Annotated in this window: 23 protein-coding genes and 1 tRNA gene; 12 read left to right on the top strand and 12 right to left on the bottom strand. The window is 36.4% G+C overall.

Annotation, left to right across the window (positions count from 1 at the left end; all coding sequences use genetic code 11):
• Window positions 1-131: 131 nt before the first annotated feature.
• A complete protein-coding gene (locus FN817_RS16710) occupies window positions 132-2,405 on the bottom strand; it encodes a polyribonucleotide nucleotidyltransferase (protein WP_142718938.1) in 2,274 nt (757 codons plus the stop codon).
• A gap of 440 nt (window positions 2,406-2,845) precedes the next feature.
• On the opposite strand from FN817_RS16710, the gene FN817_RS16715 reads away from it, so the two are divergent.
• Window positions 2,846-4,267, top strand: a complete 1,422-nt coding sequence (locus FN817_RS16715) for a sugar MFS transporter (protein ID WP_142718939.1) — start codon at window positions 2,846-2,848, stop codon at window positions 4,265-4,267.
• Window positions 4,268-4,388: 121 nt separating this feature from the next.
• Window positions 4,389-4,748 carry a DUF4260 domain-containing protein gene (locus tag FN817_RS16720; protein WP_142718940.1) on the top strand — a complete coding sequence of 120 codons (360 nt, stop codon included), beginning with the start codon at window positions 4,389-4,391 and terminating at the stop codon, window positions 4,746-4,748.
• 366 nt (window positions 4,749-5,114) lie between these two features.
• Here FN817_RS16720 and rpsO read toward each other — a convergent pair whose 3' ends face one another.
• Window positions 5,115-5,384, bottom strand: a complete 270-nt coding sequence (rpsO, locus tag FN817_RS16725) for a 30S ribosomal protein S15 (protein ID WP_045494446.1) — start codon at window positions 5,382-5,384, stop codon at window positions 5,115-5,117.
• Between the two features lie 173 nt (window positions 5,385-5,557).
• Between rpsO and FN817_RS16730 the strand changes: the two genes are divergently transcribed.
• The 7 genes from FN817_RS16730 to FN817_RS16745 all read left to right on the top strand — a co-directional run bounded on the left by FN817_RS16730 (window position 5,558) and on the right by FN817_RS16745 (window position 10,016).
• Window positions 5,558-6,103, top strand: coding sequence for a pyruvate decarboxylase (locus FN817_RS16730; RefSeq protein ID WP_142718941.1), 546 nt, complete (start codon window positions 5,558-5,560; stop codon window positions 6,101-6,103).
• A 343-nt stretch (window positions 6,104-6,446) separates the two neighbouring features.
• A complete protein-coding gene (locus tag FN817_RS23225) occupies window positions 6,447-6,587 on the top strand; it encodes a bacteriocin-like protein (RefSeq protein WP_167498892.1) in 141 nt (46 codons plus the stop codon).
• Between the two features lie 39 nt (window positions 6,588-6,626).
• On the top strand, window positions 6,627-6,773 hold the full coding sequence (locus FN817_RS23230) for a bacteriocin-like protein (protein ID WP_002980914.1): 147 nt from the start codon (window positions 6,627-6,629) through the stop codon (window positions 6,771-6,773).
• 148 nt (window positions 6,774-6,921) lie between these two features.
• Window positions 6,922-7,071, top strand: a complete 150-nt coding sequence (locus tag FN817_RS23235; RefSeq protein ID WP_156121080.1) for a bacteriocin-like protein — start codon at window positions 6,922-6,924, stop codon at window positions 7,069-7,071.
• Between the two features lie 345 nt (window positions 7,072-7,416).
• On the top strand, window positions 7,417-8,739 hold the full coding sequence (mgtE, locus tag FN817_RS16735) for a magnesium transporter (RefSeq protein WP_047381129.1): 1,323 nt from the start codon (window positions 7,417-7,419) through the stop codon (window positions 8,737-8,739).
• A gap of 26 nt (window positions 8,740-8,765) precedes the next feature.
• A complete protein-coding gene (locus tag FN817_RS16740; protein WP_142718942.1) occupies window positions 8,766-9,506 on the top strand; it encodes an ABC transporter substrate-binding protein in 741 nt (246 codons plus the stop codon).
• A gap of 42 nt (window positions 9,507-9,548) precedes the next feature.
• A complete protein-coding gene (locus tag FN817_RS16745; protein ID WP_142718943.1) occupies window positions 9,549-10,016 on the top strand; it encodes a cupin domain-containing protein in 468 nt (155 codons plus the stop codon).
• A gap of 53 nt (window positions 10,017-10,069) precedes the next feature.
• Here the strand turns inward: FN817_RS16745 and FN817_RS16750 are convergent, their stop codons facing one another.
• Both FN817_RS16750 and FN817_RS16755 read right to left on the bottom strand, forming a co-directional pair.
• Window positions 10,070-10,519 (bottom strand): GAF domain-containing protein, encoded by a 450-nt coding sequence (locus FN817_RS16750; RefSeq protein ID WP_047423771.1) that lies wholly within the window; start codon window positions 10,517-10,519, stop codon window positions 10,070-10,072.
• A 13-nt stretch (window positions 10,520-10,532) separates the two neighbouring features.
• The gene (locus tag FN817_RS16755) at window positions 10,533-11,960 is read right to left on the bottom strand and encodes a TonB-dependent receptor (RefSeq protein WP_142718944.1); all 1,428 of its coding nucleotides are present in this window, start codon (window positions 11,958-11,960) and stop codon (window positions 10,533-10,535) included.
• A 54-nt stretch (window positions 11,961-12,014) separates the two neighbouring features.
• On the opposite strand from FN817_RS16755, the gene FN817_RS16760 reads away from it, so the two are divergent.
• The 3 genes from FN817_RS16760 (at window position 12,015) to FN817_RS16770 (ending at window position 14,330) form a co-directional block, all read left to right on the top strand.
• Window positions 12,015-12,782: an MBL fold metallo-hydrolase gene (locus tag FN817_RS16760; RefSeq protein ID WP_047423884.1), complete on the top strand. Its 768-nt coding sequence runs from the start codon at window positions 12,015-12,017 to the stop codon at window positions 12,780-12,782.
• A gap of 93 nt (window positions 12,783-12,875) precedes the next feature.
• A tRNA-Leu gene (locus FN817_RS16765) sits at window positions 12,876-12,955 on the top strand.
• Between the two features lie 304 nt (window positions 12,956-13,259).
• Complete coding sequence (locus FN817_RS16770; RefSeq protein ID WP_142718945.1) at window positions 13,260-14,330, top strand: acyltransferase family protein; 1,071 nt, start codon at window positions 13,260-13,262, stop codon at window positions 14,328-14,330.
• Between the two features lie 91 nt (window positions 14,331-14,421).
• Here FN817_RS16770 and FN817_RS16775 read toward each other — a convergent pair whose 3' ends face one another.
• The 8 genes from FN817_RS16775 to FN817_RS16810 all read right to left on the bottom strand — a co-directional run bounded on the left by FN817_RS16775 (window position 14,422) and on the right by FN817_RS16810 (window position 23,881).
• Window positions 14,422-15,363: a hypothetical protein gene (locus tag FN817_RS16775; protein ID WP_142718946.1), complete on the bottom strand. Its 942-nt coding sequence runs from the start codon at window positions 15,361-15,363 to the stop codon at window positions 14,422-14,424.
• A 2-nt stretch (window positions 15,364-15,365) separates the two neighbouring features.
• Window positions 15,366-16,742, bottom strand: coding sequence for a DUF4280 domain-containing protein (locus tag FN817_RS16780; RefSeq protein WP_142718947.1), 1,377 nt, complete (start codon window positions 16,740-16,742; stop codon window positions 15,366-15,368).
• Window positions 16,730-17,431: a hypothetical protein gene (locus FN817_RS16785; RefSeq protein ID WP_142718948.1), complete on the bottom strand. Its 702-nt coding sequence runs from the start codon at window positions 17,429-17,431 to the stop codon at window positions 16,730-16,732. The genes FN817_RS16780 and FN817_RS16785 overlap by 13 nt, the downstream gene beginning before the upstream one ends.
• Entirely contained in the window at window positions 17,431-19,269 is a 1,839-nt protein-coding gene (locus FN817_RS16790; protein WP_142718949.1) for a phospholipase effector Tle1 domain-containing protein, read from the bottom strand. The genes FN817_RS16785 and FN817_RS16790 overlap by 1 nt, the downstream gene beginning before the upstream one ends.
• Window positions 19,270-19,290: 21 nt before the next feature.
• Complete coding sequence (locus tag FN817_RS16795) at window positions 19,291-20,385, bottom strand: DUF2931 family protein (protein WP_142718950.1); 1,095 nt, start codon at window positions 20,383-20,385, stop codon at window positions 19,291-19,293.
• A 48-nt stretch (window positions 20,386-20,433) separates the two neighbouring features.
• Window positions 20,434-22,293: a type VI secretion system Vgr family protein gene (locus tag FN817_RS16800; RefSeq protein ID WP_142718951.1), complete on the bottom strand. Its 1,860-nt coding sequence runs from the start codon at window positions 22,291-22,293 to the stop codon at window positions 20,434-20,436.
• Between the two features lie 234 nt (window positions 22,294-22,527).
• Window positions 22,528-22,941: a type VI secretion system tube protein TssD gene (gene tssD, locus FN817_RS16805; RefSeq protein ID WP_105702924.1), complete on the bottom strand. Its 414-nt coding sequence runs from the start codon at window positions 22,939-22,941 to the stop codon at window positions 22,528-22,530.
• A gap of 244 nt (window positions 22,942-23,185) precedes the next feature.
• Window positions 23,186-23,881: a VIT1/CCC1 transporter family protein gene (locus FN817_RS16810; protein WP_142718952.1), complete on the bottom strand. Its 696-nt coding sequence runs from the start codon at window positions 23,879-23,881 to the stop codon at window positions 23,186-23,188.
• Window positions 23,882-24,035 lie beyond the last annotated feature (154 nt).

A 24,035-nucleotide genomic window follows, 5' to 3' on the forward strand; every position in this document is an offset into this window, starting at 1 on the left:
AAGACTTAATCTAAAAGGAAAGAGTCCGGTACAGTACCGAACTCTTTCATATAATAATATTGTTTAATTTTGTCTAAACTTTTGGGTGCAGTCTACACTGAGGGATTTTTTATATTTAAGAATGATTCTTATTAAGCTTCGTTAGAAGGAGTTTCGTTTTCCACTGGTTTTTCGCTTTGTGGTTTTTCACCTTGTGGCTTCTGTCCTTCAGGTCTTCTTTGTCCCTCTGGTCTTCTTTGCCCTTCCGGTCTTCCCTGTCCTTCTGGTCTACCTTGTCCTTCCGGTCTTGGAGGTCTTGGTAAAAGAACTTTTCTTGAAAGTTTCATTTTCTTACGGTCATCATAACCCATGAACTTCACTTCTACTTCATCGCCTTCAGCATAAGGAACTTTGTCCAGACGAGCCCATTCAATTTCAGAAATGTGAAGAAGTCCTTCTGTACCTTTAGCAATTGCTACAAATGCACCAAAGTCCATTACTTTCACTACTTTACCTTTGTAAACTTCACCTACAACCGGTACGAAAGTAATTTCGTTGATCTTAGCAACAGCAGCATTGATTTTCTCTCTGTCTGTTCCTGCAATCTCGATACGTCCGATTTCTCCGACTTCTTCAATAGCAATAACAGTATCAGTATCTTTCTGCATCTGCTGAATGATTTTTCCTCCAGGCCCGATTACAGCTCCAATGAAGTCTTTAGCGATCTCCATTACTACCATTTTCGGAGCGTGAGGCTTCACGTCTGCTCTTGGCTCAGCAATTGTTTCAGTGATTTTATTTAAGATGTGTAATCTTCCGTCTCTTGCCTGCATCAAAGCTTTTTCCATGATATCCATAGAAAGCCCCTGGATTTTGATATCCATCTGACAAGCAGTGATACCGTCTGCGGTACCTGTTACTTTAAAGTCCATATCTCCAAGGTGATCTTCATCTCCTAAGATATCAGAAAGTACAGTGAATTTACCTGATTTTGCATCTGTGATCAATCCCATTGCAATACCGGAAACAGGTTTTGTAATCTTTACCCCGGCATCCATTAGTGCCAGTGTTCCTGCACAAACTGTTGCCATTGATGATGAACCGTTTGATTCCAGGATATCAGAAACAATTCTGATGGTATATGGATTTTCTTCAGGAATTACAGCCTGCAATGCTCTCTGAGCAAGGTTACCGTGTCCTACTTCTCTTCTTGAAGTTCCTCTTAAAGGTCTTGCTTCACCTGTAGAGAACGGAGGGAAGTTATAATGTAAGAAGAATTTTTCGTCGTGTTGCGTAATTACGCTGTCTACCATGTTGGCATCTTTCACAGAACCTAACGTTACTGCTGTTAAAGACTGAGTTTCACCTCTTGTAAACACTGCAGAACCGTGAGCTCCCGGAAGATAATCAATTTCTGACCAGATTGGACGGATCGTTTGAGGATCACGACCATCAAGACGGATATTATCTTCAAGAATCATCTGACGCATTGCTTCTTTCTCTACATCATGATAATATACTTTTACGAAAGGGGTTACTCTTTCCAATTCTTCTTCGTTATCAGCATATTGAGCAAGGAATTCTTCACGAACCGCTTTGAATTTCTCTCCTCTCTCCTCTTTTCCAGATGGAGTTCTTGCTACTTCATATACTTTATCGTAAGTTTCTTTCCATACTTTTTCACGAATTTCTTCGTCATGAGTTTCGTGAGAATATTCTCTCTTAGGGAAAGCTTTTCCTACTTTTTCTGCTAATCTCTCCTGAGCTTCAATTTGCTTTTTAATTTCAGCATGACCAAAATTAATAGCTTCTAACATTTCCTGCTCAGAAATTTCTTTCATTTCACCTTCTACCATTACGATGGAATCCTTAGTAGCTCCAACCATGATGTCCAGCTCAGAATTTTTCAACTCTTCATAGCTTGGGTTGATAGAAAGTACTCCGTCAAATCTTACAACTCTTACTTCAGACATTGGTCCGTTGAAAGGGATATCTGTAATAGCAATGGCTGCAGAAGCTGCCAAACCTGCTAAATCATCAGGAATTGTTTTTCCGTCATAAGAAATTAATGAAATCATCACCTGAACTTCGGCATGGAAATCTTCAGGGAAAAGCGGACGTAAAACTCTGTCCACCAAACGCATTGTTAAAATTTCCTGATCAGAAGGTCTTGCTTCTCTACGGAAGAAGTTTCCAGGAATTCTTCCACCTGCGTAGAATTTTTCTCTGTAATCAACGGTTAATGGTAAAAAATCTACACCAGGATTTGCTTCTTTATTGGCTACAACAGTTGCTAAAAGCATTGTTCCACCCATTTTTACTACCACAGATCCGTCAGCCTGCTTAGCCAATTTCCCTGTTTCGATAGTGATTTCTCTGCCGTCAGCAAGAGTAATCATTTCTGTAAACGCTTGAGGTATACTCATAAATTTGTCTTCTTAATACTCCGTATTGAGTATGAATTAATATTTAAACTCTTTAAATTTCGTGTGCAAAGGTACTATATAATAATGAAATATTAAATTTTTCACTTGCATAAATAGGTCGTCAAAATACAAAAAATTGGCTATCAGTTGATGAAAGATTCAAAATTTTATAGCTGTAACCTCAACTTATTCGTTATTTGTGAAAACAAAAATGTGTTTTTCTGAAGATAATGCATTGAAAAATGCTGGTGTTTTTGTATTATTGTCTCAAAAAATGAAAATAACATTCTAAATTAAAAAGAAGGATACATTTCATTATAAAAACCATTAAAATTATTGCAAAAACATAGGTAGATCCCTATATTTGCCTTACTTCACAAAATGCAATGCTGTGGGCAAAAAAGTTAAGGACTTATCCTTATACAGATAAATAAATGTTTATGATTAATAAAGAAGTACAATCGCAAAGCAGGAATTATACGGTTCCGTTGATTACCATCACCCTGCTGTTTTTTATGTGGGGATTCATCACCTGTATGAATGACATTCTGATCCCCTATCTGAAGCAACTTTTCAATCTTACCTTTTTCGAATCCATGCTGGTACAGTTCTGTTTTTTCGGAGCTTACTTTATCGGATCGCTGATTTATTTCCTGATCTCTATTACAAAAGGAGATCCTATCAATAAATTGGGGTATAAAAAAGGAATCCTGTTCGGAATTTTTCTCGCGGCTTTTGGCTGTGTCCTTTTTTATCCGGCAGCTACGTTTTCGTATTATCCGTTGTTTTTAGGGGCCTTATTTATTTTAGGATTAGGTTTTACGGTATTGCAGATTACTGCCAATGCCTATGTTTCGTTACTGGGAAGTGAGGAATCTGCTTCCAGCCGACTGAATATGACACAGGCATTCAACGCATTCGGAACTACGATTGCTCCTGTGCTTGGGGGCCACCTTATTTTTGAATTTTTCTCATCCCCGGATGGATCATTCAGTGCGGTAGCAACAAGAATTCCGTATCTTATTTTCGCGGGTATTCTCTTGTTGGTAGCCCTACTGATTTCCAGAGTTAAACTTCCATCATTCCAGATGGGTGAAGAAGAAGTTGTAAAAGGCTGGGGAGCGCTTGAATTCAGCCATCTGAAATTCGGGGTATTTGCTATGTTCTGCTATGTGGGTGGAGAAGTAGCAGTGGGAAGCTTTATTATCAGTTTCCTTGAGCAGCCTCAAATTATGGGCTTCAATGAAATCATCAGTAAGAATTACCTTTCTCTGTATTGGGGCGGTGCCATGATTGGCCGTTTTCTTGGAGCTATCTCTTTGAACCAATCTTTAAGCCAGAGTAAAAAGGCTGTTTTTATGCTCGGGGCAGCAGGAGCTGTTTTCCTTGTAATCTTCAGCATTGTAAATCTTACGTTCTCTCAGATCAGCTTTTTCCTTGTATTTATCGTTCTGAATTTCATTGCCTTTTTCATTGGTAAAGCGGCTCCTGCAAGAACGCTATCAATCTTTGCAGCGATCAATGTCGTATTATTAATTTCAGCCATGGTTAATCATGGAGAACTGGCTATGTACAGCATTTTAGGAATCGGGATTTTCAACTCTATCATGTTCTCTAATATTTATACATTGGCTATTTCAGGATTGGGTAAATATACCAGCCAGGGATCATCATTAGTGGTAATGGCTATCTTAGGAGGTGCTATTGTTCCTATATTTCAGGGGTATCTTGCAGATCAGTTTGGAGTACAGCATTCATTCATTATTCCTGTATTCTGCTATCTGGTTATTCTGATCTTCGGCGCTTACTGTACCAAATATCTTGGTCATGTAGAAACCACTGAATCCAAAGCAGGGCATTAAAAATCAATCATATCAAAATGTATAAGCGGAATATCTCAAAGGTGTTCCGCTTTTTTTCGATCTTAAAATGTAACTTTCCACCATAAAAAAGAACTTATCTAATAATTAACACCAAATTATTATGAAAATACAATTAAAGCTTGAATACGCAGCATTTCTGTTGTTAGGGATCTATGCTTTTGCCCAAACGGGATATTCATGGTGGTGGTTTGCCGGACTATTCCTTGCGCCGGACATTTCAATGCTGGGGTATACGGTGAATGCTAAGGTTGGAGCATTTTTCTATAATCTATTCCATCACTTTGGAGTAGCTGTGATTGTTTATTTTGCCGGAACAGCTTTATCACTTCCCTATTTGCAGATGATAGGAGCCATCTTATTTTCTCACTCCGCTTTTGACAGGATTCTGGGCTATGGATTGAAGTATCCGGATAGTTTTCAGAATACGCATTTGGGAAAGATTGGAAAGAAGGCTGAATAAAATAGCAATTGTAGAGGGCTGACCACCCCGTCAAAAATTCTTTGAATTTTCGCCACCCCTCCGGAGGAGGGGAATTTTCGCACCTTCAGTTGTGCTATTGGCTCAAGTTGTAATCTTTTTATGGATAATAAAAGCTGGATTCTTACGGAATGACAAATACAAAGCTCCATTTGAATTGTGTGATTCCGCAGAAATCTAAATACTCTTTATTAAAATCAAAGACTTTCAAAACTTAAGTGTTCTTCTCAAACATCTAATAGTTTCTAAAAAAGCTTTTGTGCTTTTTATAGTTAAAGATTCCAAGCACTATAAAACAAAAAAGCAACCTCTTTCGAAGTTGCTTTTTATTTTGAAAATCTTTATAGATTATTTTCTTAAACCTAATGCAGCAATAATAGCTCTGTATCTTGCGATATCTTTCTTTTTAAGGTAATCTAATAAACTTTTTCTCTTACCTACCAATTTCACTAGAGATCTCTCTGTGTTGAAATCGTGACGGTTAGCCTTTAGGTGTTGAGATAAGTGGTTGATTCTGAAAGTGAAAAGAGCAATTTGTCCTTCTGCGCTTCCTGTGTCCTGTGCAGATTTTCCATGTTGTGCGAAAATTTCCTGCTTTTTGTCTGTTGTTAAGTACATTCCAATATTGTTTAATGATTATTATGTAACGGGTGCAAAATTACGACTATTTTTTGATTCTGCAAACATTATTGATTTCATAAATCAAATTTGATAGAAAAAAATGTTAAAAATTTCTTAATAAATTTTATGCAATCCAACGAAAAGGCAGTAATTTTGCATTCGAATTACAAATGAAAAAAATTATATTCTTTACAGCAATTACTTTTTTGTTCATCGGGTTTACTTCGGTAAAAGCCCAGAAAACGGCTGATGACAAAATAAAAAAAGTTCTGTACTTCAATCCTGAAGTAGAGCCTGATATTGACGAAATAAAAGACCCTACCAACAATGCTTTCTTTGATGCCGTTACCGATAATTTCAGTGGCAGAAGAAATAAAATGCTTCGCGCAGAAGTTCAGGTTCCCTTTGACAGCATAGATAAACAAACTATTGTAGACTACTGCCTCAACAATGATGCAGATTTTGCCATTGTTTCCAAAGTGAGATATTTCAAAGTTGGATTTGGAAAATATGTTTTCTCCAATCAGGTGGTTGTGAGTATGAAACTCTTTGGTGCTGACGGCACTCTTGTAACCGAAACTGACCATGATACCTATCGAAAAAGCATGCGTCTGCTGGGCTCCACAACCAATTCTGTCAAAATAGGAACCGAAGGAGCGATAAAGGGAATCATCAAAAAACTGAGAAAACTGAAACCGACGGAAGCAGAGCTTTGAGTTCTGAGTTTAAGGTTTAAGGTTTAAGGTTGGAATATAAGACTTTTGAAAATCAATGGTCAATTTTGCTTCGCAAGTCAATTGTGAACTGTTATTCCTTTGCTCAATTAGCTGTACCAGAAAAATTCATCATTCATCATTCATCATTTTTTACAAAGTACTTCCCGTCTCCAGAATTATAAATATTTTCATGTTAAATAAAGCACTTGTCCGCACTTATGGAACAGGTGCTTTTCACTTTAAATACATCATAAATAATTGATTAACAATTAAATATTTTCACCAAATAAGGAATTATTAAATATTTTTTACTATTTTAGTCTTACATTAAAACCAAAATATCATGAAAAATCTAAAGAAACTCAGCAGAGAAAAAGCAAAACAAGTGAATGGAGGCTCCATGGAAAGATGTAGCGAAACCAATCCCTGTGCTGTTGGATGGTGCTGCTTCGGAATCTGTTCACCCTTCATCTGTCTTGAATAGAATGTAAAAAATTAACTAACTCACATAAAATCAAATCTCATGAAAAATCTAAAAAAACTCAGCAGACAAGTTCAAAAGGAAATCAAAGGCAGCGGACCTTTCAAAAGATGTACAGAACATTACGAATGTCCGGGCGGATCATGTTGTCATAACACCTGTGTTGTGAACCCATGTCCCCTGGAATAATATATGATCATTACGGACACCTGCAATTGTAGGTGTTTTTTTATTTAAAAATTAAATAAAATATTGATTTATGGAAAAATATTTTCACCACCAAATGAATAATATAAAAATATTTACTATTTTAGTTTAACATTAAATCTAAAACCATATGAAAAATCTAAAAAAACTCAGCAGACAAGCTGCCAAAGAAATTAACGGTGGTATCGGCCCGTTCAGATGCAGTATAACAAGACCATGTTCTGTGGGATATTGCTGTAACGGAGAATGTTGGGATCATGACTGTCCGATAGAGCCTTAATCTTACTATATTTGATCACCATGAAAAATTCAAATCTTAAGAAGCTCAACAGGCTGCAGCAGAAAAATATTAAAGGAAACGGAATAAAAAAGTGTGGGGACAACTCAGATTGCGGCCCCTACCAGTGCTGTACAAATGCTGTCTGCACATACATCCCTACCTCGGAATGTGAACCAATTTAAAGAATATTGGAATTTAAATTTAATTTTTGAACATCCGCTTCGGCGGGTGTTTTTTTTGGCCTTATACTGAAGTGATAAACTTTAATTAATCCTTAATTTTGCCACTTTATTGCTCAGTCTTAAAAATTTGAATTATTTTTGCATATCCAAAAAAATTCACGTTTTGAATTCTAGAGACGAACTTATCTTCAACCCTGCCGATATTGCCGAAACTCTCAGCGAACTTCCTGCTGATGAGAGGCTGCTCGCGTTTCTGAAGGTTCCGAAAGAATACAAAGCAGAGGTTTTTTCACATCTTGATCCTGATTTTCAGGAAGATACCATCAGAAGTATCGGAAGCGATGAAGTTTCTGAGATCCTGAATGCAATGACTCCGGATGATAGGACTGCTCTTTTCGAAGATTTCCCGGATGAGCTAATTAAATATTCTATTAATCATCTTAATCCTCAGGAAAGAAGAATTGCTTTAAAGCTTCTTGGGTATAACTCAGACTCTATTGCCCGTCTGATGACGCCTTATTATATTCAGATCCGTAAGGAATGGACGGTAAAGAGATGTCTTCAGCAGATCAAAAAGGTTGGAAAAAGAGTGGAAACCATGAACTACCTGTATGTGGTGGATGAAAGAAACCGTCTGATTGATGACCTTGCCATCGGAACTTTACTGCTGGAAGAGGAAGACACACTGGTTTCTGATATCACAGATAATCATTTTGTAGCGATTACCACCACTACTTCCAAAGAAGATGCGGTAACGTATTTTGAAAAGTATGACCGTGGCGCTCTTCCTATTATTACGGAAGCCGGTGTTCTGGTAGGAATTGTAACGATTGACGATATTCTCGATCAGATTGAACAACAGAATACGGAAGATATCCAGAAATTCGGGGGATTGGAAGCATTGGATCTTCCTTACATCCAGACCTCATGGACTGAAATGATCAAAAAAAGAGCAACCTGGCTGATTATTTTATTTGTTTCTGAAATGCTGACGGCTTCTGCCATGGGGTATTTTGATAAAGAAATTGAAAAAGCTGTTGTCCTTGCTCTATTTGTTCCTTTGATTATTTCCAGTGGAGGAAACTCCGGATCGCAGGCCGCAACGTTGATTATCCGTGCAATGGCGCTTCAGGAAATCAGTCTGAAAGATTGGTGGTATGTCATGAAAAAAGAAATTATCTCAGGATTGTGTCTTGGGGCAATTTTGGGAATTATAGGGTTTATAAGAATCATGCTTTGGCAGCAGATTGGTCTTTTTGATTATGGCCAGTACTGGGCTTACGTTGGATTAAGTGTTTCCGTTTCATTAATCGCCATTGTGCTGTGGGGAACGCTATCCGGTTCTATGATCCCGTTTGTCTTAAAGAAATTAAACCTTGACCCAGCTACTTCTTCGGCTCCATTTGTAGCCACATTGGTGGATGTGACGGGACTTATTATCTATTTTACCGTAGCCGGACTTTTCTTAACCGGAAAACTTTTGTAATTTTAGGCATCATCTAACATGCCAATATGAAAATCGTTTCACTTGTACCCTCAATAACTGAGGCTTTATTTGACCTTGGTCTTACTGAAAATGAAGTTGTCGGGAGAACAAAATTCTGCATTCATCCTCAGGATAAAATAAAAAATGTAGCCGTAATCGGCGGGACCAAAAATATCAATATTGAGAAAATAAAAGCATTACAGCCGGATCTTATTCTTGCCAATAAGGAAGAGAATGTAAAAGACCAGGTAGAAGCTCTGATGGATGACTACAAGGTAACGGTCACCAATGTAGAAACGATTGAAGACAATTATTACCTGCTTAAAAATCTCGGAAAACTTTTGGGAAAGGAAGAGAGGGCCCAGCTTTTCAATCTTAAAATATATGAAATTTTGAATCAGGCCAAGCTGGAAACTCCTGTGAAAACGGCATATCTGATCTGGAAGAATCCTTATATGACTATTGGGTCAGATACGTTTATCCATAGAATTTTATCAGAAATCGGCTTTGAGAATATTTTCAAAGATAAAACCCGTTATCCTCAGATTATTGCTGAAGATCTTGCGGATGCGGACGTTATCATGCTGTCCTCTGAGCCGTTTCCGTTTAAAGAAAAACATATTGAGGAACTGCAGGCTTTTTATCCTGATAAAAAGATTATGATTGTAGATGGCGAAGCATTTTCCTGGTATGGAACCCATATTGCGAAATGTGAGAATTACTTTAAAGAACTGTTGGCTGAGATTCATCTGATGCAGCAAAGCTAATTTTTTGACCATTAACTTTAAACTCTAAAACATTAAACTCACATGTCCGATACAGTTATATTATCTGAGGGAGCAGAATTTGATCACGTTATTCAGGAAGTTTCAAAATACATCAATCTTTATGTAATGGCTTTTGAAAAGAATGAAAGGGCCATCACACAAATGGATAAACGTCTAAATATGTATGGTGGAAAAGGAACGGTATATATGCTGCAGATGTTTGACCAGAAAGAATTGGCTAATAATCGTCTGGCAGCGTATATGGTTTTATTGAATAAGGGGGATGAGTCCGGGTTTCATACGCACAACCAAAGAAATGAGCAGGAATTGTATGTAGTCGTGCACGGGACAGGAGAATACCGTGAAAGAACCGGAGTTGAGGGATCCATACGAAAAAAGACTCTTAAGAAAGGAGATATTACAGCGATCAGTTCTATAGGGTATCATTCTATCGAAAATACAGGAGATGAGCCTTTAATCATGTTTGTCATTACAACCAATAACCCATAAAAAACTCCGACTATAAAAGCCGGAGTCTATATTATATTCGTATTGAAATTCTATTATAAAATCTTAGAAACTTCGTTACAAAGCCATTCTAATAATTCACGGTCTTCATTGGTGAAAGGATCTACCGTATGGGAATCAATATCAATCTGGCCGATGTTTTTTCCGTCTTTAAAGATAGGAACTACAATTTCTGCTTTTGTATCAATAGAGCAGCTTAAATAGTTGCTTTCTTCATTCACATCAGGAACTACAAATGTTTCATTGGAAACTGCTACCTGTCCGCAAATTCCTTTACCGTAAGGAATAATGGTATGATCTGTTGGTGCTCCTACATAAGGGCCTAAAATCAATTCTTCCTTATCTCCGTTTTTGAAATAGAAACCCGTCCAGTTGAAATAAGAAATTTCCTGATCCAACAAGTGGCAAACTTTTTCAAGTTTTTCTTCTGTATTATGTTTAGGACTTTCAAGAATTGAGGAAAGTCTTTTCTTTAATTCTGACATTGTATATATTTTTTTAAGAGAATTGTTTTAGGGAAAGCTCTTCTTTATATCCAAACATTCCACGCTCTTTAATCATTTCTGCTACGCCTTCCGGAACCTGACTTTCCCAGCCTTTCACACAACATGCAATTTTTCTCAAAATTTCTCTTGAATAGATTTCCAGAAACTCCGGATTATAGTTGGTAATATCTACAATACGATTGTTGTGTTTGAAATATTTATAGAGTTCTTTCAGGTTTTCTTCTACTTTCAGGTTTGAAGAATCCAGCAATTGGTGGGTTTCAGGATCTTTATAAGGATACAGATATACTCTCATCCCGTTTCTGAAAAATTTTCCGAATGCTTCAAGGATTCCCCCTGACATATTTTTGTAATACTTCTCGTCAAATACCATCAACAGGTTATTTACACCCATTGCTACTCCAATATCACCACTTGTATAAGAGGCGAAATAATCAATCAGCCTGTAATATTCAGAGAAGTTGGAAATAATAACGGTATATCCCAGTTTAGCCAGAATATCAACCCTGTCAAGGAAGTCTCTTTCATCAATATCTCCATCTGCCCTCAGATTGGAAATGGTGATCTCGATAAGAACTTCTGTTTCGTCATGGGTACAGATCGCATCTTTGAAAAACATATCCATCCCGTTTTTAAGCATATCAATGTTTACTTTCGTTACCGGTCTGAAACTTCCTCTTACCGCGAAAATATTTTTCTTGTACAACACATCTGCAGGAAGCATATTGCTGCCCTGAGAATTGAAAATAACGGCATCGGTCATTCCATTTTTCACCAACTGCAGTGACATCAGTCTGTTGTCAACATAAGCAAAAGCAGGACCGCTGAAATCAATCATATCAATTTCCAGATTGTCTTTTGCAATATCGTCGTATAAGGACTCTACTAAAGTTCTTGGATTGTCAAAGTAATTAAAAGCTCCGAAAATAAGATTTACCCCCAGATTTCCTAAGGTTTCCTGCTGAAGGGTGGCATCATTTTCTTTGAATTTTACGTGAATCACGATTTCATTGTAATCTTCATTTTCTTTGGTCTGAAAACGAATTCCTACCCAGCCATGGCCTCTTACAGTCTTGTCAAAATTGATGGTTGTTACCGTATTGGCATAAGAAAAGAATTTTCTATCGGGATTATTATCTCTTGAAATTCTCTCTTCAATCAAAGCTACTTCATATCGAAGCATTTTGCGAAGCCTGTTTTGGGTAACGTACCTGTTTTTTACTTCCTTTCCATAGATGGCATCACTAAAATCTTTGTCGTAAGCAGACATCGCCTTAGCAATCGTACCGGAAGCTCCTCCTGCTCTAAAAAAGTGGCGAACAGTCTCCTGCCCTGCTCCAATTTCTGCGAAAGTACCATAAATAGTAGGATCTAGATTAATTGTTAATGCTTTTTGCTTAGGAGTTAGTTTCTGATACATTAGGACATGAAATTTTTTGTAAATTTACCAAAATTAAACCAACCTCAAAACAAAATGAAGTTGAAATTTTTAGGAACCGGTACTTCCCAAGGTGTACCCGTTATTGGCTGTACATGTGAAGTGTGTACTTCTGAAAATCCCAAAGACAAACGCTTACGTTCTTCCGTGATGGTAACTACGGAAGAAAATAAAAAAATACTGATCGACTGCGGTCCGGATTTCAGGCAGCAAATGCTTACCAACCACGAACATACCGTAGATATTGCGTTGATAACTCATGAACATAATGACCACGTAATCGGGCTTGATGATATGCGGCCATTGATTTTCAAGAGTGGAAAAGATGTTCCTCTCTACTGCTATTCAAGGGTTGCTCATGAAATAAAAAACAGATTTCCTTATGCTTTTGCTGATGTAAGATATCCCGGAGCGCCCGCTTTTGAACTTCATGAAATTGAAAATAAACCTTTTCATGTACTGGATACGGAAATCACTCCAGTAGAAGTGATTCACTATAAAATTACCGTCTTCGGCTACAAATTTAAAAACCTTGCCTACATCACAGATGCCGGGTTCATTTCTGAAACGGAAAAGGAGAAACTGAAGAACCTGGATGTTCTGATCTTAAACTGTATCAGAAAATTTGATCCCCATCCTGCCCATTTTATTCTTCCTGATGTTATTAAATTGTTTGAAGAACTAAAACCGAAAAAATTATTTTTAACACATATCAGCCATCATTTGGGATTGCATGACATTGAAGATAAGCAGCTTCCCCCCGGAATACACCTTGCCTACGATGGTTTGGAACTGAACTTTTAAAAATTTTTCTTCAAAAAGCTTTTGAACATTGAAAAAAGTTTATATATTTGCACACCAATTTGAAACAAACATCACGTTTGAACTCAACATCAAGCCCAGGTGGCGGAATTGGTAGACGCGCTGGTCTCAAACACCAGTTCTTAGGAGTACCGGTTCGATCCCGGTCCTGGGTACAAAGAACCTCTGAAATCATTTGATTTTCAGAGGTTTTTGATTTTTAGGGCAGCACTTTTACACTCCTTTATTCTTCGTAACTAATAATTCTCCAATTCTATCAATCCTAAGTTTATACAAGAAATAATTCCAGATTTAGTATTTCAAAGTACAACATATGAGGCTGCACTTTTACTCTTATGATATCGTTCTTATTTTTCCATCCATTAGAAATAATCTAAACAGATTTATTAATAAAAGTTAAGAGTAACATTATTTTTCCACGTCTTGGTATTTTACTTTACTTTTGCGGAAAATATTTTTATGAAGATAAGATTTGAGTTTCTTGACGGGATAAGAGGAATTTCAGCTTTATGGGTCGTTTTATATCATTCTTTATTATTTAATGGCTATTCTACCGCTCACGATATTAAATGGTCTGATGATTTTATTCTACACTTTATACAAAAATCTACATCAATTGGTCATTTGGCAGTATCTATATTTATAGTTCTTTCCGGTTTTTGTCTTGCCATTCCAGTGGTTAACAATAACATGGAAATAAAAGGAGGGTTTAAAAGATACATCAGCAGAAGAGCCAAAAGATTAATTCCACCATATTATATTGCTTTACTATTATCAGGATTAATGATCTTATTTTTCCCTTTGTTACAAACTACACAAAATACAGCTTGGGATAGTAAGATACCAGTCACTTTTGGATCCGTTATCAGCCATATCGGGCTAGTTCATAATTTGGATTCTTCATGGATTTATAAGATCAATGGAGCTCATTGGTCTATAGCTACAGAATGGCAGATTTATTGGCTTTTTCCACTTATGCTTATATTTTGGAAAAGAATTAATATGTATGTATCATTTGTTATATTCGCTGTGTTGGCATTATTATTAAAAAAGCTGATTCCGATGGCAAAACCTGAATTTATAATTCTATTTTTTATGGGAGTTATATGTTGTTATTTATCATTTAAAAAGACGACAATCAATAAATTTTTAATTCCGTTAGCCACAACTCTTTTCATAGGAAGTTTAGTCGTATTCGCGTTATTAGATATTAACGGTTTTTTAATGATATTGATTACAGGGATAACTTTCTCTTTTTTACTGTATGCATTAGTCACTTATAAAAAATTAACAGGAAAATCAATCAATATTCTTGAAAACAAACCATTAGAATTTTTAGGAAAAATATCTTACAGTCTATATCTTATACATGGACCCTTCCTTGCATTGATAAACCTTTATTTATTGAAAAACTTTGACCTCACAAATGATAACCGGCAGTGGATTATCTTTATATTTATTTTTGTTTTTATAATACCTGTAACAACTATTTTTTATCACTTGGTTGAAAAGAGATTTTTAAATAAATAATAGTTATTTCCAATGAAGTGAAATGTGAGTATAATTATAATTTCTTCAAAATGGGCTCAAAATAAAACAACAGCATCATCCTGGTGCTGTTTTATTTTTGGTATAATTTTAGAATATTCGTTGAATTTATCGTAAACACATTGGTTGGAACCCTTTTATAAGAAAGTTGTTTAATTTCATATCGGGTTTCTTTTCCTAATCCTACCTGAACTGAAATCACTTTTTCATCATAGATATTTTTGTTTGGATCTATAAAAATTTCACTGTCAGTAATAAGCCTGCTTTCAATATTGGTATGTTGAGTATATTTCAAAGATCCATTATTGGATGGTATTATTTTTTTCTCCAGTTCCTGATCTCCTTCCACAGATTCTTTTAAAACATATTTTGGCATTCCTTTATCATCATATAAAAACTTCAGATTCCATTTGTCAAGATAATCACTTGCCTGTGTTCTGTAAGACTCCATATATCCTTTTATTATTTTGAAGTCCTTATGTTTATATTTTTCATATGAAGAAATATATTTTAAATCACCAAGATTATACCCCGACAGAAAGTCTTCTAAAAAATCAATAAGATCTGAAATGTTTAAATACTCATTAACGTTTTTCTGCAAATAGCTGAAATAAGGGTCATTTAAATAAAATACATCCTTTTCTCCCACTAAAATTGTTTTATCCTTTTCATTGAATGCAATTTTAAGTTGGTTTGTATAACTTTCATTTTTAGAGGTTAGCAAAAGAGTATTTTCGTTTTTTGTTAAGGTATATACATCCGGTACTTTCTTTTCTGATACCTGCGAGTCAGTAAATCTGTAAAAAGCAATACTGTCTTTTTTCGGACTGAATATATAAATAAGGTTATTTGTACTTGTCTTATCTTTTTTATCAATTCTTTTCTCATCAACATATTCTCCCTTATCAATAGTTTTATTAACAATATGAGTGATAGTATATGATTTAGGCGCTTGTGCACAGGCATTTGTATGAAACACCGCCAAAATGAATAATATGTATGCTAATTTTCTCATGATTAAACTTTTACTTTTTTCCAAAATATAGTATATCCAGCAACCCGGGTTGCTTCCAGGCCGAAAGATCTCTTAGTTGCATTTTTATAATAAAAATCACCAGTTGTCCAATAGTCCTTTTTTGCAAAATCTTCATTAGGAAGAGTATAAACTGCTTTATTTTTTCCTTTTACCGTTTTGTGTGTATGTGTCCCTTTATCACACCCTTCTTCATGAACCGAATTATAAGCTAAAGTTGTTCCTCTTCTTCCGGTTATTTTACTTTCAAACGAATCATAAAGGCTTTTACTTATTTTTATATAATCATACTCATCAAACTTATTATGCCCATATTTTGTGGTACTGTCCGGTTTTAAGTCTGTATCAATACCCCAGGCAAGAAAATCTTCGCCATCCCATTGTGTTGCATTATCGGTAGGATCATTTTTAACCTCATCCACGTCTCTTAAAAGAGCATCAATTGCCCCCGCTCTGGAATACAAAGAAATGGTATCTTTTTCTGAAGTTTTCATTTCAACCTTATCCTTAGCATCCACACTGGAATAACTGGAATTTAGTAACTGGAACATTGTTTTTCCAACTCTTTTTGCTTCATTATAATTTGTATGAGCTATGTATAAATATTCTTCTTTTTCTGATGAAAGACCTTCATGTTTAATAATATTACATACTTTCTGAAAATCACTATGTACAATATTCAGCTTTTTAGGACTTTTATAGATATCTTCTTCCGATCCTTTTCCTTCACAGGCATATACATCATTTTCATTTCCTTTTTTCTGCCCTTTTACATTTCCTTCGAAGCTTCCATTATAATTATAAAAATAACCATTTATTTTTTCTTTTGATTCAGGTACAGGGGCTCCGGCTACATCAACGGTTTCCGGCTGATGAATTTGTCCGCTATCGGTAATTTTAATATCTACACCACCATAAGTACATGGAATGGTACTTTTCTGCAGCAATATAAATTGTTCCTGAGAAAGATAGGTACCTATATCCTGCCAATCTCTTACATTCATAACAGAAGCACATGGTGCTGCCATTTGTGGGCTTTTTTTACAGTTTCCTGTGAAAATTAAACTTTTTGGCCCTCTCTCTTTTACAGTTGCGGTTTTCTTTTCCTGTATTGTTGGGGTATCATAATTCACTTTCATAATACCCTGGGGAACAGTACACAATGTGCATTCCAGTGTTGCTGTATCTATGACAACTTTCAACCCATCTTCTACTTTATCTTTTTCCTCATTTTCAGCACGCTTCTCCTCCATCTTCTTACTGTTTTCTGCCTTCATCTGCTCGCTATCCTGTGTCGTATTTTGAGCTTGAGTCTGAGTTTCCGGAGTATTTCCTTCTCCATCGTTCTTTAACCTATCCATAATAATGAATGTTTTAAGTGAGAATTCTGTTTTTTAATGGCTACAAAACCTTCTTCATACGTGTTTCCTTTGCAGATAAATATTCCTCTGAAATCATCAATTTCTGTGTGTTCCAGGTTTTGAGCTGAGATTTTTAAAGTCATTTTCTCTCCATCTTTTTCAGGAATCATGATTTCTGTAAATCCTTCCGGAGAAATTCTTTTTCTTTTGGTATTGAATGACTCCAGCAAGCCGTTGAAGAGCAGTCCAAACATATTATAGCCTGTTAAAAAATCAATCAGTTTTGTTTCATCCTCCAACAGACTGCTGATCTGGCTGAAATAGTTATCTATAGCATCACCTTTGTGGGTTTTTGATAATTCAGACTGAATTTTGCCCCATCTCAAACGCAGGAAAAGCAAATTATCTACGGCAGTTATATTCCCTTCGTTATCTACTCTGAGTTCCAGTTCATCAAACAGATAGCTGAGCTTTCTTACCAACTTCCCCATCGCTGTATCATTATCCGAAAAATCGAACTCAACTACCAGAATCTGAAATTGATGTTCATCCTTCGTTTTCCCGAGATAATATACTTCAATTTCCCGGGCATAGCTTTTTGTAATGGCATAAACCGGATTTCTCTGCTCTGTTACAATGGTTTCAAGCCTGTATGTTTTCCGGTGAAGATTTTCCAGTAGCGTAAACATTATTTCAGGGGATATACTATTCTTTTATAATTACTATTGGGGTCCATTCCCATCCAGTCTCTGTTTGCTGACCAGTGAAGATATTTATTACGCATAATTCTCAATAATGTCTGAGGATGATAGGCGGTAACTACCACCTCCTGCAGCGTCTTTGTTTTAATGATATTGCCATCTTTATCCACTACTTCATCCGGTATTGGTTCCTGCACAGGCTCTGGTTCGGGATTTTCTAATCTTTCTCTTGCTCTTTCCTCTTTTTCTTTCTTAACTTCTTCATCTGTTTTGAAATTCCATTTTTCTCCGTCCTCAAAAACATAATGGTGTAAAATATCTCTTGCCGACGGCAGATATTTGTCGTGCTCTATAGAAAAGGTTGTTTCGGTTTTTGTGACCACCTGATGATCATAATGGTGCTTTCCGTGTTCTTCCATGAACTGAAGCGGAATATAGCTGTATTCTTTTCTGAGGAAACGAATTCCTGTAATCTTACGGTATACTGCCCCCATTGTAAGAACATTCAGGAAGCTGTTATTAATTGTTATCTGTTCATCATCAAACCAATGTTCATCAATCAATTGCTGTCTGCGCTTGTTTAAGAACCACACTGGTTTATGATTGGAGGTTTCTATTTCGTCTACAGTTTCTTTTCCGTTTTCATAAGCTCCGCCAATATCACAGTGAACACCCGGAAATTCTTTTTCTACGCTGCCCGGAAAGCTTGTTAATGAAAAGTTTTCCCTATGTTCATTTCCTGCTGTAAAATGAACGGCTTTGAAATATGATCCCGGATTCAGCAGCTGTAACTGTTCTACATCGTCTCCGAAATTATAACTGGATCCTAATGTAGAATGCTTCATTCCTTCCCATCCTACACGTCTCATTACTCCCATATCACCAAATTCTTCATAAGACGATACAGTGTCATACACCCCAATAAAACGGACGTCCAGATCTAAGGCTTCCAATTCTTCTTTGGTGAGTACATCTTTACTTAAAAGATAATATCCCAGAAAACCAAATTTCGGAAGCTTTCCATCTACAAGGTAATTAGGATCTACCTCCGTTTTATCTTTATCTATCCAGATATCTCCATATTCCGGAACAGTAATGGGGCCTTCAGGAGAATCCATTTGGGTATATCCTACTATCTTTCTGGATTTTTTTATTTCAACATCAACGGGTCTTTTTTTTCCATTGATTTCGTAAGCGAAATTCCTTGCTGCGGCAGCTCCACGACTGAATCCAAAGGTATCTATGTATATTTTTGCAAATTGTTTATCTGCATTTAAACCATTTCTAATGATTACTTTAATTCTTTCCGCCAGTTTTTCACATCCTTTTCTCACTTTTCCTCTTACCCCTGTGATACCGGATCCGTATTGGAAGCCATCATCTACATCTCTTCGGTTATCCAGCGTCCCAATACCTTCTATATAAATGGCATAGTTACTCTGCTCACAACATTTATACAGTCTGGCAACATTCGTAAAATCGTTGCTAAAGCTATTATCAACACCCATTTTATCTAAACGGCTCCTGTGAATTGCTTTAAGGTACTGTTCATATTCGGAACCTACATCCGGATTTTTTTTATGATCTAAATTATCATACTCCTTTTCCTGCTGTTTAGTAGTATTGTCTATAGCTTCTTCTTTTTTTGCAACTACATCATCAGAATCTGTGCTTTCAATTTTGTTTTTGCCATCTTTATATTTTTGACGGAGCTCAGTATTTTTAAGATTATTCAAAGTTCCGTCAAAGAAAACACCTACCTCCAGATGCAATTCATCTACAGGAGGTTTAGCATTGCCAGTGTTATATACTAATGTTTTTCCCATAATCTTAAATTTGAGAATTTCTTAATTTTTCTTTTTCGACTTAAACATTTCTAATGAATCTGTCTTGATAAAAGCTTCCTTACCATTCTCTCCTTTTAGTTTTACCGTAAAAAAGCTAAAAGCTTCATTCACTTTTATAATTAATTCTGCTTTAGTACTTTTGGGATCATCCCCAAAAACGGTGTTGAAAGCATCAAGGCTGGATTTTCCGTCCAAATTACATGCTGCTCCGTATCTATTATTGTCTTTATCTGATACAGACATTGAAATTGACCGGGGAATTGCCCTAAAATCAAAATCTGATAAAGGATTTTTTGCAGCATCAAACTGTTCTTTTTCACCATTTATCATTTCAATCCCAACATCTCTCAGCGGGTTTAATTTTGCATTTTCCGGAAGTTCAAAAACGGGTTTCCAGCTAAATCTTGTTCTGTAAACATCCCATAAACCCAATGGTATTGGTTTTCCTTTGTTTTCTTCCTGTACTTTTTTGGGAATGATTTGTTCTCTCGTGTGTACCATTTCCAAATAATCTTTGCGCCAAAACCGGTTTTCATGACTGTCCAGCTTAGCAATTTCTGATTCCGGAATGGTTACTTTTTTACCCTGATATCTTCCTATTTCCTTTTGCCATCCAACTCCTGATATCCAGACAACGACCACTCCTCCCGGTGCCATGCCTACAGAGATAACATCATAGTTTAAATGTTGCGGTTTTCCGCTAGCTCCTTTTATTTCAAATCCCTGGCTGAAATATTTTCTTATCTTTTCCGTATCTATTTCTGTATCTACCTGGTAAAACTGGTTTTCCAGATAAGACATCCAGATAAAATCCAATCGCTTTGGTAAGCTTTTGAAACCATTACTCATCCCATTATTGATGGTTCCCCAACCTTGATTTCCCGATGCTATTCCAAAATTTAATCCTACCCATTCTCCTCCTTCACACTCTATTCCTCCTTTGTATACTTCCATAGGATAGCCTAAAGCTGCAGAAGTTCCTTCGGTCCATTCGTATTTTGTCATAGTTTTAGTTTTTTGATTGCTTTTTTTATCCTGACACGAGATCTGGATAAAAAATAAAAAGCTCAGTAAAAATTTTATCGCTTTATTCATTCTTTAATGCCTTGCTGTACCGTATTGATAACTGATTTATTATTTGGATTACCCTTTATTCACTTTAGCATCTATTTTACCTAACATTTTGGCTACGCCTGAGCTCTGCAGTAAAATATCTCCGTTTTTTGCTTTATGGGTAGTGGTTGAAGTAGTTTCTTTAAGATCACCCGTCACATTAATTGTTTTATTTTCATTGACGGTCTGTTTATAATTTTTTGAGGTAAACCTATGATCATTGATGATACTAACGGCATTATCATTTCCTACGCTGGTCTTCATATCTTTTCCTACGTTGATTGCCAGGTTTTCCCCTACATTAAAGGTCATATTTTTAGGAGCAGTTACAATAATATTTCCTTTACCATCCATCAAATAGTTATTCCCACTTGGGTCTATGATATTTACACTTCCTTCAGCATCATTCATTAAAATACGGATTCCGCTTCTGGTTTGTATTGATTTTAAATGATTATCTACTCCGCCTCCAAGAGCTGTTCCTCCATGAAACATTCCTCCCATGACAAAAGGACGATCGGGATGATTGTGTACAAAACCTACCATCACCTGATCTCCAACTTCCGGTATCGCTACATACCCTCTGTTTTGAGTGATTTGATCTGTTCCTCCGGCATCAGGAGCCATCATTCTGATAAAATTGGTGGTGTCATGCAGCTGCCAGTCGAATCTTACTGTAATTCTTCCCTGTGCCAGCGGATCTGTATTGGAAATTACGGTTGCAATCTGTGGCTGTGCGATAGGCATAGTAAAGTCCGGCGTCGGAATATAACCTGTATCTGAGGCAATGGCCTCGAATCTTCCTTTGTAACGCCCGAGAGTATCTACTTCATGAATAACTTCTGTCATCATCAGTTTGGTGAAATACGCTGTTTTGCTGGTATCTGTCTTTCTCATATTGATATCAGCTACACATCCCGGATATAAAAACGGAATAGTAGTTCCTCCGGAAACGGTAAAAACTTCCACCGCTTTGCTTCCGGCACTACTTGTTTGAGAAATAACAACATCCATATCGGTTGCTGCTTTTATGGGAGCCACCTGCAATGATGGAGTTTTGAATATTCCTTCATTATTTTTATAGGCTGTCTGGGCCAGATTACCAACATGTTTTATAGGAGTTTCACCAGAAATAAGTTTAGCATTGGAACTGCTGTTATATCCATAAAAATGAGGTTTGATATGAACGGCTTTCAGTTCCACATTCACATCAGAAACGTTGCTTCCGTATATTAATTCGAGTGATTTGTTCTGAGGCGGCATATTTCCGAAATGCAATACTTCACCATCGTAATAAAACTGTTCTCCATAGGCTTCTGCCATTCTGCAGAGATAATTATAGTGGGTTTCATTATACTGGGCACTGTAAAGAATCTGGGAAGATGCCTTCGCATTCACTCTTACATCAAATTTACTGTTTTCTATCCCCTGTTTGATGACATCTTCAGCAATGATGCCCATATTCACAGGTTTATCCCCGCCAAAACTTTGGGTATGAGGAGCGCCATCCAGCAAAATGGTAGGGCTGTACCCTTTCAGTACAATATTTCCCAAGCTATGGTTCTCCTGGCTGAATCCTACTTTCGTAATGACCCCTACAAAGGTTCTTTCCGGGCTTCCTTCAACGTCTTTATATTTAAAAACGACTGTTAATCGTTTTCCTAAAAACTGCTGAGCTTCTTCCAGGTCATGGTTTTGTACTCCGTCTAAAGTATCATGGGCTAATGTAAGTTCAAAATAATGGTGTTTTTTTACGCTCTGCTGTAAACGGAAATGTTTGAAGTGCTTAATCATTTTGCCTTCAATCACAATATCCAGTTTCACCACACGGTTGATTCCAGGAATATGATTCTCTGAAATCTTTTCGGAATTCGAGATATTTTTATTCATATGATGTAGAGTGTTTGGTGAGCTTTCTATTTTTGAAAAAAACTAAAATAAACAGCTTTTTATAAAGTTATCAATTTTTCACAATATAAAGTTCACATTATCAGTTTATTTTTCTAAATCTTAGTGAAAATAATGTTCTTTTCTAAGGGAAAAGATTACTGACAAAAAAACAGAACAGGATTCCTGATAACGGATCTACTATTCTGTTTTTATGTTTGTAATTGTTAAAGGATTTTATCCCTGAGATCCAGGCCAAGCTCCGTCATAAGATGAATTACCAAGCTCAATCTGCTCTGCACTTATCACAAAACTGATGTACATACTGTTTTCATCTACTGCATCGAAATCTACTTCGTGCTGGATAACGTAACCGTTTGTCCATTTCAATGTTGTTAAAGTTCCTTCTTCGTGAGACTTATTGAAAGTTACCTCTCCTACGGTAGGCTTGTACTTTCCGTTTAATAAGCTTTCAAGGATGTCTGATTTTTCAGTAGCTTCTACTGTAATTTTGATAAGCGCATTGGAAGGGTCTGATGCTACACGTCCTGAAACGTCTGTAGCTCTTGATACACTGTAGTTTAGTTTTAATAACTTTTGCCCTTCACCGTTGTTGAATTTTAAGATTCCTCTGGAATTTCTTTCTGCCATGATTGTAAATTTTAATCGTTAGTACTTTATGATTTGATGTTTGTTATATCACCAAATTTAGAAGTATTGATCATAACAAAATAAAATTCAGGCATAAATCTGAAAAAGTGTAGTATTTTTACGACTAACACTTGTTAGGTTAAATTTAATCTATAAATCAGAACATTACCATCAACACAGCAAAAAAAGTTATAGTAAAGTTGTTTTGCTTTGCAGTAAAAATTCAAAGAAAAACTGCAATTTTTCAGGCTACATTGACCCCAAAAAGATGACCGACTAATGCTGTAATTCCCATGGCTACGGTTCCCCAGAAACAGATCCTCAATACAGCTACTTTAATACCGGAACCTCCTGCTCTGGCAGAAACGGCTCCCAAAAGCATTAAAAATATAATTGAAAATCCATATTGGAAATACACCATTTGCTTAAGGGGTGCTAAAAGTGAAACACAAAACGGCAATAAAGCACCTACAGCAAATGAACCGAAGGAAGCCATTGCTGCCTGTAAAGGTTTTGCCTGTGTTATTTCATTAATTCCTAATTCATCACGAGCGTGGGCTCCCAATGCATCATGCTCTGTAAGTTCAATGGCTACCTGCATCGCTGTTTCTTTAGTGCATCCCCTTTTTTCATAGACTTTGGCAAGTTCTCTAAGTTCTATTTCCGGCATTTCTTCAAGCTCACGTTTTTCACGAAGTAAATCTGCTTTCTCAGTATCTTCCTGTGAACTCACGGAAACATACTCCCCTGCAGCCATAGACATTGCTCCGGCAATCATACCCGCAAGCGCTGCAAGAATAATAATATGCCGTTCCGGTTCTGCAGCCGCAACCCCAATGACAATACTTGTGGTGGATAACAATCCGTCATTCGCACCCAATACAGCTGCCCGAAGCCAGCCTACTCTGTTTACATAATGTTTCTCCAACTGATGATGCATAGCTTTTTGTTTTGGTAGTACGCTAAAGTTACCAAATGTTTCATCAAGAATCATTTTAAATTATGTTCATTCTTATCTTAAATAAGACATCGTATGTTCATTATCTGACCTACAAAAATCAACCTATAGCCTTCTGAAAATCAAATTGAAAAAT

The organism is Chryseobacterium rhizoplanae, from assembly GCF_900182655.1.
In the GTDB taxonomy this organism is placed as follows: Bacteria; Bacteroidota; Bacteroidia; order Flavobacteriales; family Weeksellaceae; genus Chryseobacterium; species Chryseobacterium rhizoplanae.